Source organism: Rugamonas aquatica (assembly GCF_009380215.1).
Classification (GTDB): Bacteria; Pseudomonadota; Gammaproteobacteria; order Burkholderiales; family Burkholderiaceae_D; genus Rugamonas; species Rugamonas aquatica_B.
Genome location: NZ_WHUG01000009.1, coordinates 37,168 through 49,712 on the forward strand (window position 1 = coordinate 37,168; position 12,545 = coordinate 49,712).

A 12,545-nucleotide genomic window follows, 5' to 3' on the forward strand; every position below is an offset into this window, starting at 1 on the left:
GATCTGTACGGGGCCCGGGACGCTACATGTGGCTACTGACAGCCATCGTCCGTGTCGAAGAAATCTGGAAATCCGAAACTTGTCTCTTTCACTTTCACAACCGAACGAAGGGCAACATCAATGACAAAGGGGCCAGGGGTAGTTGGCAACACCGTCGTTCCAACAATCGGCAACGAGATTTTGTGTGGAGGCTCTGTCCAATTGTATGCGGCCGTGGCTGTACGTCGGTCGGTGCTCACGTTTGTTGTGAGATAGCTTGATTGACCAGGGTTCTGCGGCTGAACCGTCGCTGTTGATGGGCAATACTTGATGGTGAGCTCGCTCCATTTGTCGGTCAATGCTGGGAACGCACTAGAGCCGCTAGTCTCTTTGCCTTCACCTGCCCATCTGAATTTGCGAACGAGCACCGGGAAGTTGAGCGAGACATCTCCTAGATTTTTAACGAACCACCGCTCTTCCCGGCTACCATCGCTCAGGCTGTACTTTACGCGACCGATTTGAAGGTTTTGGTCCAGATCCCAAGCAAACCTGATCAGATTGAACGTCGTTGCTCCCCCAAATCGGTCCTTCGCTTCCATGACTAGGCGCCCTGTGCCCGAATACGCTTGACCATCCGCGATCCAGTTTTGCACAACGGCGGAAAAGTCGATCCAGGGATAGAGATGGTCCGCAGCTTTGAGCTGCCAGCGGAGAGGCCCCGTATACCGTTGACGATAATCGAGGCATTCGGGATGGTTACTGAAGAATCCTGCCTTGCAACTGGATGGCGCCGGCGGTGGCGGCACTATACTGGCCGTCTGCATAACGAAGAATCGGCTGTGGCGGCTTTCTGCGTCAAATGGTCGGGGCGCCGGTCCCTCTAAATCGTAGCCATCGAGAACAGCTTTTCCGAATTCCCTCATGATGTAAGGGTTTTCTTGGTATCCGGTCCTGAAAGTCCCGCTGTCCGCGACAAATTTGACGCGAACCGCCTCCAGGTATTCAGACGTGACCCTGACCCCAAGAATCGCATGCTTAGCGTCCGCGACCTCGCTAGGAACGTCACGGAAAAAACCATCCTCGAAGAAAGAAGGCGTACTCCCATAATCAAGAAGCGAAGCTCGCGATGGCTGACGATCAAGGAGCCGCACCACAGCGCGATCATCAGCCCAAGACCAATCTGCCATGGTCGTCTGGTCAGGACTTGGACCGACTCGAACCGCCAAGGCATAATCGACCTGTGGCGGGCCTATGAGTGGTATGGATGCCAGATCGGCTGCGCCACTCTTCACGGCGGTCGGAATTGCGCACGCGGTAGGGAAACTGTTTTCATAGCTGGCTTTGCAGCTGCCATGTATCTGGAGGATTTGCATGACGAGGCTGTCGGCGTTGTCGCGCTGCGCGGCCAGCTTGCTTAGAGATTCGGGCGTATATGCCGCATAGCGCGGGTCTTGTTTCGTGACGATCCTGTCGATAGCATCGCGCTTGTCTCGAACGGTCCGGTAAAAATTGGCCAGACGTTCAAGTTGACTCTGCTTCTCCTGGATCCACGGATCCTTAGCAGCTACAGCGAGCGCAGGCATGTCAGCTACCCAGTAGCCGATGACGCCGGCGTTCTGCTTAGTCAGGGTTTTGGCGTAGGTTGCTAACGCCTGACCAACCCCATCGATCGACGTGATGTCTTTAATCGACGCCGCGATCATCTGCTCAAAAGCGTCAGTCCCTTGTCCACCGATTGCAGTGATCTTGACGCTAACACGCGACTCCCGTTTGGCCTGTTCAAACTCCTTGTTAAACGTCGCTTTCGCTTCAGCGGTGAGGCTTCCGCCCCCGTAGCTCCCGCCTATACTGGCGTCGATCTGCTGGCGGACCCTGTTCGATGTATTCGAGATCGTGATGATGGCGTTTAACCGGATGCCGCGCCGCTCCTTATTAACAACGCGCGCTCCGCATTCGGTAATAAAATTGTCGATGAGCCCCTTTTGGAGCATTTCGCTGTATTCAGGGGCCAGTCTAGCGTCCTTGAGCACGACGGGGCTGTATTCGCCCGAAATCTGCACGACCGCTGTGAGACTGCTTCGGTCCTCTATACGCTGACGCTGATCTTTGTAGCTGGCGTCGAAACTACTCGTCGGCGAGTGGGCAGACACATGGATGTCGAATCCCATTTTATCCAGCAAAGTGGAATAGTCTCTCACGAGATAGGTCTCGAACTCGCTGAACTGAAGCCCTTGCGAATCCACTGCGTCGACAGGGACACCTGTGACGCACTGAGTCACGAACTGCTTGTTGAGGTCGTTTTGCACAAAGCCGCGGCCAAGTGTAAAGGGGCTGCCGGGGAAGTATTGGAAATAACTAGGCGACGGATCTGCCGCAAGTGTCGATGAGGCTGGCAAAACGCTGAAGAACAAGAACCACATCCTTTTCATTGCGAGCCCCTCCGTCATTTTGTGATGCGTTCCCACGCTGGCGACTATGAATGAGCACGTCGAGGCGCTGGTCAGTTCGCATCGATAAGTTTGCGCATATAGTCCATAGGCAGGTCAGTCAGGTTCCGCTCGGGGACAGTGACCCCATCGAGCACGCTGGCGACGCCAGTCATGAAGGTAACGCAGTCGTTCTGCGTTAAGGAGTACACCGCGATGTATGGCGAATCGCCGAAACCTGGAAGACCAGCGAACAGCCTCGTCTTAGCATAGGCGTTGTCGAAGTCCTGCCGGTTCACCAAGGCGACCAAGCAATTCTCCTGCACATGTGAAAGGATCTCCTCCTTAAGATATCCTGTCGGCGTTGCGAGCAGCGCGCTAAAGGACAGCAGGCCCTTCACTGCGGAATTGGTCGTGAAACCCAGGGCTACAAACTGGGGATCGCCACCGGACGCTGGGATGAAACTAAAGGCAACGAACGCGTGTCCCGGCAGGGCTGCCGATCCGGGAGACGGTCTGGCGCAAAGCGACACTGAGTACTCCCCGCTTGAGTCAGACATTTTTCGCAAATCAATCACCTTATGAGGCGCTGACAACACAACCGCCGGTATGAGCAGCGCGCAGGCAAGGGTGCAGTTACGAATGAATCCGCGATAGCTAATTGCCTGGTTTCGCAACATACGTCCCCCTAGCGGTCCGGTGAAAAAACTTGATGTTAATGCAGCGATGTACCAAGCCTATTGATATATTTACAAAAATATTCTAAAGCTTGATGGCTTTTATATAGCATGTTACGTCGCCAGCAGCGTAACGCGTGCGACTCAAGGAATGATTCGATCAGTACATGTCCCAACGATGCTCCAGCATATCATTTTGACTACTGAAATAACTCACCAATTATTGCACCGCCCTTGGGCACGCTAAGCGCCGCAACAAACTGTGCGTCACAGCTCAAGCCTGAGTCAGCGTACCTAGTGCTTATCGGAAGGACCGGGTTGCTTTGTCACTGCCGACGGCTTGGCTCCGTCGAGACCATCCACCACGCTCTTGCCGCGATAGAGGCCATCGGTCACCTTTTTCAGCTCCCCTTTGGCGCGCCTGCCAGCAGACTTGTCGAACGACGGCACGGTTGCCTGGAAGTCCTTCTCGTATTGGACCCGATGCGCCTGCTGCTTGTCCTCGAATTTCCGCATTTGGACCGGATCGACCAATGCCTCCACGTTAGGGCGCACTTGCTCCGGAGCCGGCGCACCCGGTACCAGCCGTGCGTTGGCGGTGTGGACAGCAACGATATCCGCCTCCGACCTGAGCCGCTCCAACGCTTTCTGGTATTGCAGCTCCACCTCTTCGGCGGACTGCGGAACCTGGGTGCCGTCTTTAAACTGAACCGGTGCCGACACCGCGCCGCGCGCCACCGTCGTCTGCGCCGCCGCGATCGCGTTGGCATAGTTCAGGAACGCGGCCTGTCCATCCGGACGGCTGGCGCTGTTCAGTCTATGGAACAGCTCAGGATTATCGGGACTCCTGGCCAGATCGATCGAGACCGTCATCTCGTCGCCGACAGCGTGCGACACGCTTTCACTGTACTGCATCGCGCGGTTGAATTCTGCGCTGGACGCCTTTTCTGCACTCTCGGCGCGCTGCAAGCGCGCGGCAATGTCCTTCCCCGATTGGGTGTCGGATTGCAGCAAACGTTCCCATCCGTTCTGCTCCCTGACGGCCTTACCCACTTGGCCCACCTTGCGCAGTTCATCCTGGTTCAACGTGGCGAGCGCCTGCTTTTGGGACTCCGTCATCCCGCCTTTCCAGCTGTAGCCGCCGCTGGCTTCACCCTTTACCCCGACGTCGATCGCGTTGGCGAGCTTCTGGATCGGCTTGGGTAGTCCGGCGGCCTTGACCGCCCCCATGATCATCCCGAGGGAGGCACCGCCCTCGACGCCGGACTTGAGCAATAGCTGAACGCCTTCATCGGTGCTGATATTCCAGTCCTTGGCGTGCTGCTCAGCTATGCCGCGTACATCGGCAAGGCTGGTCAGGACACTCTGGGTCTGATCGGTGCTGACGCCATCGTTGTTTCGTACACCGCCACCGTGATGGCTCAGCCAGGTCAACGCCTCGACCCGTGCGGTCGACACAGCGCTGCGATCGCTCTGCATTCTTTGCTCCGCCGCTAGGGTCGACCTCTTGGCATCGGTCGCTTCCTGGCTGCTTACCCTGTGCGCGATCTTGATCTCGCCCGCCCCCTGGTTCATCAGCCTGCTGATGGATTCGCGCCCGCTCAGCACGTTCCTGGTCGTGGTATCGCCGCTGGCGTGGTCCTGGTTGCGCGTAAAGAACGGAGAACTCATCGACGGCGAGGCGTTGACCTGGCCCAGCGTAAGATTGCCCAGGGACGCGTTGCCCGCGGCAGCCGCACCGACCGTCGAGCTGAGGGTGCCCTGCAGGGCGGTGAGGCCGCCCGCAACGGCCGTGCCGAAGGTTTCCATTCGCTTCAGCAAGGACCAGGCCAGAAAGGGAATCGAGACGGTGAGGTAGCCGACCACGGCCTGCCCCGACAGGCTGGTGCTGTCGACGATCGCCTTGCTTTGCAAGGTTAGCCCATAAATCCCGGAGGCGACGTAGGCGGACGAGAGCAGATCCTGCTGCGCGTAGATGGAGCTGATGTAGTTCAGGATTGCATACAACGGCGGCCACAACTGGATCCAGATCATGATCTCGGCATAGTTGCCGACAGCCCGGGCCGTTTCGCGGCCGTAGGTCAACATCAACAGCAGTACGACGATGGGAAACATCGCGTACAGCATGGCCTCGATTACGTTGCGCACCACAGGTAGTGCCTGCTCAGCGACCTTGGCGTACGCCTGCCACGTCATATTGGTCTGGCGCAGCGCCTGGGCCTCGCCCAACCCGATCAACACGGCGGACGTGTCGCCGCTGTGGGCCGAGTCGAGTTGCGCCGCATCGCCGATCGCGTTGATCATCGCGGCCTGCAGAACAATTTTCTGGGCGTCATCGGAGGCCGTCGCCAGCCCGGCTCTCAGGTAGGCCTGCTGTACCTCGTCGCTCATATCGGCCGCAGTCGCGCCGCCGGCGGTGGTCGGGTGCAGCTTTTGGGCCAACCAGGCCAGCAACGTTGTCTGGTGGCCGGGCATCGCTGTATTCAGTATCGCGTAAGCATCCGGGCAGGTTTTCAGCACCGGGCCGGTGTTGGTGGTGATCGACGTGAAGCGGGCCGGGTTCGGTGACGCCATCATCGCCCAGACATCGGTCGCCTGGGCGAAGGCCTTGGGATCCAGGCCTCCGGCCGATACCGGCATGGCCAGGTCGGGCGCGGTGCAATCGATAATGAAGTTCAGCAGGTCGGCTCGGAATACCGGATCGCTGAACTTGACGGCGTTGACGGCGGTGACCACCCGGCTGCCGAACATCAGGCCATTTTTTTGATAGGACAATTCGGCTGGCAGCACCCCTCCAGAAATAGGTATGGTCTGGAAGGAGGTCTCGATCAAGTCGGTCAGCGCGTGAAACAGCGTGCTGATCATGCTAGACAGCGAGGCCACCCCCAAGGGTACGTGGTCTACGATGCGAGGTGGGTCCACGCCACCTATCTCAATGATCGCGACCTCCTGCTTGGGCACGAACAGCACCGTCAGCACCAACGTCATGCTCGCCAGCCACTGCCATCCTGCCAGGCGCTGCGGCGCGAGTGCGTAGGCCAGCATGGCGATAATGAAGCCGCACACCAGCACGAAACCGACTGCTATGGCAAAGTTCCCCGCGCCGCTGACCATGGCGATCGCGTTGAAAACGCCGGCGAGGCTGGCGCCGTTGCCGTAGCAGTAGACTTCAAGCGGCATCGACATCGCAGCACCCTAACGCTGCAACCAGGCTGCGCGGCCGAGCATGGCGCCGATGCGGTCGGGTACATTGCGCCGCATCTGACGGCTCAGCGACTCAAGGCGCGTGCTCATCGTATCGACGGTCTGGATGATCGCGTACTGCGCTGTTTTTTCCTGCTGCAAACCGGCGACCAGGGCGCTGATGCGCTGCTGCAATGCTCTGGCGTCGTCCGCCTGTATGGGGTTCAGATAGCTCTTCTTGTCCAGCGCGATCAGGCCGACCGCCAGCTCCCGCCTGAGCAGCTGGAAGCCATAGTCTGCGGCCAACACTTCCTGGTAGGTGTCCATCAGGCTTAGCGCCACCGAATCATCGGGCGAGGTGCTGGCAATGCTGAGCATGCGGTACACCGGCTCACCGGAGATATTCACGAATCCGACTTCCGGGGAGTCGTTCGGTATGGGGGTGCGGGTGCGCAGGTGGTCCAGCAAGGATTGCATGAAACCGCGCACCTTGGCCGTGATGGGCGTGAACGGGACGACCTGCAGTCGCGGATTCGCGCAGTGCACGGTTTCGTCGCAACGCCACATCTCGATAGTCGGCGGGGCGCCGGACGCGCTATCGTCGCCGTGCAGTATCTGGTTGATGCTGGTCAGCCGCGCGTCGAGACGCTCGGCGTCCTTCCCGTCCTCCACCGGATGGTAGATCACGGTCCCGACCATATTCATGATCAGCTGCTTTTCCTCGTCGTCCAGCCCGCCCGACGCCACCGGCACGTTGGCCAGGCCTTCCCATACCAGGTTGCCAACGAAGGGCACCTGGCTCTTGATCGCCTGCACCGCACTGGTCTTTCCCTGGTTCAGGATGCTGGCCTTGTCGGTCGTGCACTGCGACTCCGCCTCGGTGGCGTCGCTGGCCAGCCCAAGGTCTTGCGCGATGGCGCGGCACGCCTTGTCCGACTGGTAGCCCACCATGTCGGCGGCGCTGCCGACCAGCGAGGTGGCCAGTTCGCAGCTCGATCTCGAACTGTTCGAAGCAAACTGCTGCAGCATCTGGAAGTGCTTGGTCAAGCTGCCGAACATCGGCGTGACCGCTTCCAGCGCCAGTTGAAACGCCACGGCCGGCAAAGCGCTGGTCACTTTTTTCAACATATCCTTCAACTGGCTGCCGCTGATCAGAGAGAAGGCGCCGCCGTAAGCGTCGATGCCGCTGCACGAGGCGCGCACATAGGGGTATGCAATCGCAGTTAGCTGGTAACGCTTGTTCGGAATGCGTACCGACAGGCTGCCGCCGGAAAACGTATTCATGGCCTGGCCGTGGAACGCTCCCGGCGCAGTGTAATTGCCGACCGCGCCCAGATTGTTGAACATGCTGTTGATCTCGGCATCGAGGTTGCCGGCCCCCACCATCGGAGCATACAAGGCCAACAGCAGCGCAGCCGCCGTCCGGCGAGTTCCATCATTCCAGTACAGCTTCATATCGCCTCCCTCAATTCAACGGCTCCGTACGGACTCCGCCGTAGGCCGCCTCCCGCTCGCTGCCCGCCACCGACACCATCCGTTCCGCCAGCTCGCTCACCGATAGCACGCCCACCCCCATGGGGGTAATCAAGCCGCTGAAGGGTTGGGCCAGGAACACCGAGGGAACCTGCCGCACACCGAGCCGCGCGGCGATGCCGTTATCCGTCCGGGCCGACGGGAACTCGGGCAGGCCGCCGCCGTCCAGGCTTACGGGCACCACCCTGACGCCATAGGTCGCTTCGAAGCGCTTCAGGGTCGGCCCATAAGCATGGCAATACGGGCAATCGCCGCGAAAGAAGAACAGCAGCACGTGGTCGTGGCCCAGCCGCGTCAGCGCGGCGCTGCGGCCCTGTGCCTGCACCCGGTCGTAGACCTGCGCCGCCACCGCCGTCACCGGCCGCCCCTGGGTGGTCGGATCCAGATCGGGCGCGGCCCAGGCCACTCGCCGCGTCACCTCCGCGAACTGCGACGCCTTGCCCATCACCAGCGCTTCATAATTCATATAGCGCCGCACGTTGTCTTCGGTCGGCTTCATGATCGCGACGGCACGTGCGCGCTGCAGCTCCTTCTGCAACCTGTCGAACTGGGCCAGTTCGGCCGCACCATCGGGCACGGGTGCGCTGCGCGGAGGCGCCGGCGGCGACGCCGGCTCTTCCTGCGGAGGATCCTGGTAGAAGTGCCACCCTCGGCGCTGTGCGTCTTCCTCGCCGCCCGACCCGGCACAGGCCAGCACGCACCACAAGGCGCAGGCGCTTGCGGTAAACCATCGCATCGGCTTCATGGCCCCTCCGCTGGTGTCAACGCCGCCGGTGGCCTTCCGTCGCGGCAGTAGTTAATCGTGGCGTCCATGGCGCGCGGCCCGGCCGCCTGGCCGAGCGAAGCGCGCACCCCTTCCTGATGGAAGTGCAGCAGCAGCCGCGCACACCCTGGCTGCCGGTAGCGCAGCAGCGTGCGAATGTCCAGCAACAGCGGGGTGGACAAGCCTAGCGGTCCGGCCACGGCGCGGTACAGATCGCCCCTGATTTCGCCCAGGGCCGTGCCGTCAGCACTATCGAGCGCCGCCAGCATCAACGGGCGCAGGTCCGCCACGACCACGCGCTGGGACTGCCCAGCGGCGCAGCTCCCCGCCAGCAACAACACCCCGCCCGCCAGAGCGCGCCAGGCGCGCTGCATCATTGAACTCAGCATTTTCCCGCTCCTGCGTAGCACTTCGGCGCGGCCTTGACCGCGCTGTCGATGATCTTGCCGGCATCGGGGATTTTCGGCGCCAGCGACGCATAGAATTCACTCAGATCCATGCGCGAAAAGTCCAGGCGCAGCAGCTGCGCCACCGTGAATCCCGTGCACTGCGGGCTGTCCCCGCTACCCCAACCCTTGCCCAGCTGCGCCCTACCTTGCTCGTTGATAATCCGAGACAACATCGAGTTGAAGCAGCATTTCCCGGTGGAGTAGGTGTCGCACACGGCGCAGCCCCCTCCGAACGGATTGCGGAACAGGCAGTGGGAGCAAAAAGTGCCGATGCTGTGGCACAGCTTGGCGCCTTCCTGCAGGGCCATCTTGGCCTCCGCCTGGCTGCAGCTGAGCAGGTTGGTCACCACCATGATGATCACCATGATGGCCAGGCTCCAGGGATCGAACGCAACCGCGAAGTTGTCGCCGCTGGTCAGCAACACGGAACCGGATGGCAGCGCGGTGCCGCCGGAAGCGAAAGTGACGCCAAACGAGGTGAAGGTTCCGCCGTAACTGTCCGCCGTCAACATGGCCTTCACCCCCTGGTACAGGAATTCCCGGTTGCCCGAATTCATCAGCACGTCGTATACCAGGACGGAACCCGAGCCGAATACGCCGCCGTTGCTCATCTTGACGCCGGCGCCGTCGGTGCCGCAGCAGTTCTTCAACGCGCGCATGCGGCAGGAGTCGCCCGCGCCGTTGAACACGGTGATGCGATCCGGGTCCAGATACACCCCGGCCTCGCGGGCCGCCTCCATGAAGCTCATGGTCTGGGCAAAATCCGTATCGGCCACAGCCTTGGTGTCGAAGCAGGATTCGCCGAAACAAAAGGTGCCGCTGGGCGGGCAACCGTGTGCATTGCAGCCACTGTAAAACTCGCCGATCGCCGCATGGCTACTGAGCGGATCGCGCGCGATCGCCTGCGCCGCCGCCGCAATTGCGGCGACCTCGCTCGACGGGATGCGCGGCGTAGCGGCTGCGTTGGTGGCCGCGACCTGGCCGGTGCACACCGGATCGGCTGGCGCGGCCAGGCAAGCGTTCAGGCGCAGCGCGGCCGCCGCCTTCAGATCCTTGCCGGCCAGGCTCAGCTCGGGCGGATTGGTGGTATATCCGGGCACCACCGTGCTCGCGGTCGGCTGGTTGATCATCGCCGCAATCGCAGCGTTGGCGGCCACGCCTTCGGGCATGGGCGTGGGCGCCTGGCCATAGGCCGACGCACACAGCGCCCAGTTGAAGCACCACAAGGTGTACCACACCATCCTCGGCTTCATCGCTGCCTCCGCATCCGGGCAAGATACTGGCCGGCCAGACCGGCATACTCGGGCGCGGCGCCCGCCATGTGCTCGAGCGCGTAGTCGAGGCTGACGTCGCCGGCCACGGCCAGGTAGTCTGCGGCGGCGGCGCACTGCAGCGCGCCGCAACCACTGCCGGCGCCGGAGCGCGCCAACACGAAGGTGGGCGCCTGTTGCACGGCGTACTGCCGGAACGCGCGGGGATCGATCTGCCATGCGACCTGATGCCGGCCTATCAACCGGCGCGCGTGCTCGGTGGTCCGCAGCAGCGATTGCTGCTCGAGGCCCCGCAACAGCAGCACCGCGCCGCTGATTTCGGCCTGCTCGACCAGTCGCTGCAACGTGGCGTCCGGCAAAGAGAAACTGATGAACACCATCAGGGCCGGCCCAGGCGCCGCGCCGGCACGGTCGCGCTGCCGCGCCAGCGATTCCAGATCCACCATGCCCGCGCCCGCAGCCGGGATCGGCAACCGATCTGGCATCGGAGCCGGTGCTGCCGCGACCGCGCGCTCTGGCGCAGCGGCCGCTACCATGCCGGCATGGCCGCATATCAGGCCTGCGACTAACAGGGCGCGTGTCAAGTTATATTCCGGCACAGCAGTTCCTTTTCCTGAACAGCAGGAAGGTAAAGTCTTCACCCACGACCGGGTACTCGCGCCCGGCCCCCCATAGCACGGTCGAGCGTCCGAATGGCTGGCAACAGCGGCCTCCAACGCCGCCGTAGGTCTGCGGCGTCGGATACAGCAGCTGCACCTTGTACGCCTGCTTGTCCATCTCGGGCATCAGGTAGGGACCGCACAGTGCCGCCTCCCCTTCCCACCCCCACGCCACCAGGCAGCGGTGCAGCTTGGCCATCAGGCGCTGCACCATCAGCTCGGCGCCGCGTATGCCTCCACCGGCGCTGCCCGCATGCCCGTTGAGCGGATACAGGCTCCCCTGACAGCCGGCGCACCAGAACAGCTTGCTCGATCCGAAGCCGGCGGTTGCGGCCACGCAGTCGGCTGCACAGGCCGCAACCGCGATCGGATTGGCGAACAACAACGACTCCGGCGACAGGATCGCCGTCAGCATGTCGTCGTTCCAAAGCGGATCGAGTTCTGTCATGTACGCCAGGTCAAACGTGCCCTTTTCCATGCAGGGACTGTCCATCAGCACCGACAGCAACTGCGCCACCGTGGTGGTGTAGTAGTGCGCTTGGTAGAACTGCTCGCTGGTCACGCCGCTGACACCGGCGCTGCGCCCGGCCTCGGGCGCGGGTATGCCGGGATCGACGTCGATCCCGCCCAGCGATACCAGGCAGTACGGTCTGCGCACTACCTCGACGATGCGCGCGGGCTCCCAGAAGCCGGTGGACAGGCCGATGGTGGGCTTGACCACGCAGCTGCATACCGGATTGGATGGGTTGCTGCCGTTGTCCTCCTGGTTGCGCACGTCCATCAACCGTCCCGGCCCCAGCGAGATCGGCATCATGCAGCTCCAGCAGATATCGGCGATCAGGTTGGGCATGCGGCCGACGCAGGTCGACAGGCCGGCGCCCTGCGCGCCTCCGCCCCATGCCAGCAACGCCACGACCAGCATCCAGAGCCGTTTCATGGTTGCACCCCATAGGCGTCAATGCGCAAGCGCTTGCCATCCTGCGTCACCATGGCCGGCACCTGGACGATGTGCAGCTTCTTCGCCAGCGCGCCGGTCTGGTCAAAATACACAGGGCGCCGCCACAGGCGGCTCAGTTCCATTGGGGACCCGCCGACCAGCACCGGCTTGATGGGATGATCGTTGTGCGCCAGCAGGGTGGCCGCCAGCTTCAACTGGCGGGCGTCGCGCGCGTCGAAGAACAACAACTGGCCGGGCATGGCCAGGGCGTCGAGCGGATTGACCCGCATGCCCCTGCCGAACAGGATCTGCCCACCAGCGTCGACGATGTCGCGCTCCAGCACATAGCTGGGGTCGACATAACTGGTGTGCGCCTTACTGTCTGTGACCAGCCCGGCGACGGGCGCCGGGGTCCGCAGCGCCGCCAAGGTCGCCTGCGACGCTTGCTGCTGCAATGCCGCCAGCTCACCGCTGCGAGCCTTTTCGGCCAGGCGCTGCTGTATCTGCTCCAGCAGGTCGGGCTCGGCCAACGGACGCACCGGCCCGATCGGCTCCAGAATCCGCGCCTGGACCTGGCTCAGCGCCAGCGCGGCAGCCAACGACAACCCCAGCAGCGCGGTATCCAGTCCGCCTGCCATTGCCTTGTCCAGCCATCGTCTCAACATCAC

Annotated in this window: 10 protein-coding genes; all 10 read right to left on the reverse strand. The window is 62.1% G+C overall.

Features of this window, described 5'->3' with window-relative positions:
• Positions 1 to 32: 32 nt before the first annotated feature.
• Positions 33 to 2,390, reverse strand: a complete 2,358-nt coding sequence (locus GEV02_RS20740; protein WP_152839880.1) for a hypothetical protein — start codon at positions 2,388 to 2,390, stop codon at positions 33 to 35.
• Positions 2,391 to 2,479: 89 nt separating this feature from the next.
• Positions 2,480 to 3,085 (reverse strand): hypothetical protein, encoded by a 606-nt coding sequence (locus tag GEV02_RS20745; RefSeq protein WP_152839881.1) that lies wholly within the window; start codon positions 3,083 to 3,085, stop codon positions 2,480 to 2,482.
• 291 nt (positions 3,086 to 3,376) lie between these two features.
• Positions 3,377 to 6,268 carry a conjugal transfer protein TraG N-terminal domain-containing protein gene (locus tag GEV02_RS20750; RefSeq protein ID WP_152839882.1) on the reverse strand — a complete coding sequence of 964 codons (2,892 nt, stop codon included), beginning with the start codon at positions 6,266 to 6,268 and terminating at the stop codon, positions 3,377 to 3,379.
• 9 nt (positions 6,269 to 6,277) lie between these two features.
• Positions 6,278 to 7,720 carry a conjugal transfer protein TraH gene (locus tag GEV02_RS20755; RefSeq protein ID WP_152839883.1) on the reverse strand — a complete coding sequence of 481 codons (1,443 nt, stop codon included), beginning with the start codon at positions 7,718 to 7,720 and terminating at the stop codon, positions 6,278 to 6,280.
• Between the two features lie 10 nt (positions 7,721 to 7,730).
• Complete coding sequence (gene traF / locus GEV02_RS20760; RefSeq protein WP_152839884.1) at positions 7,731 to 8,543, reverse strand: conjugal transfer protein TraF; 813 nt, start codon at positions 8,541 to 8,543, stop codon at positions 7,731 to 7,733.
• A complete protein-coding gene (locus GEV02_RS20765) occupies positions 8,540 to 8,950 on the reverse strand; it encodes a hypothetical protein (protein WP_152839885.1) in 411 nt (136 codons plus the stop codon). The genes traF and GEV02_RS20765 overlap by 4 nt, the downstream gene beginning before the upstream one ends.
• Complete coding sequence (traN, locus tag GEV02_RS20770) at positions 8,944 to 10,263, reverse strand: conjugal transfer protein TraN (RefSeq protein WP_152839886.1); 1,320 nt, start codon at positions 10,261 to 10,263, stop codon at positions 8,944 to 8,946. Before traN ends, GEV02_RS20765 begins: the two co-directional genes overlap by 7 nt.
• Positions 10,260 to 10,727: a type-F conjugative transfer system pilin assembly protein TrbC gene (trbC, locus tag GEV02_RS20775; RefSeq protein WP_174999223.1), complete on the reverse strand. Its 468-nt coding sequence runs from the start codon at positions 10,725 to 10,727 to the stop codon at positions 10,260 to 10,262. The genes traN and trbC overlap by 4 nt, the downstream gene beginning before the upstream one ends.
• 139 nt (positions 10,728 to 10,866) lie before the next feature.
• On the reverse strand, positions 10,867 to 11,877 hold the full coding sequence (locus GEV02_RS20780; RefSeq protein WP_152839888.1) for a TraU family protein: 1,011 nt from the start codon (positions 11,875 to 11,877) through the stop codon (positions 10,867 to 10,869).
• Positions 11,874 to 12,542, reverse strand: a complete 669-nt coding sequence (gene traW, locus GEV02_RS20785) for a type-F conjugative transfer system protein TraW (protein WP_235922865.1) — start codon at positions 12,540 to 12,542, stop codon at positions 11,874 to 11,876. Before traW ends, GEV02_RS20780 begins: the two co-directional genes overlap by 4 nt.
• Between the last annotated feature and the right edge of the window lie 3 nt (positions 12,543 to 12,545).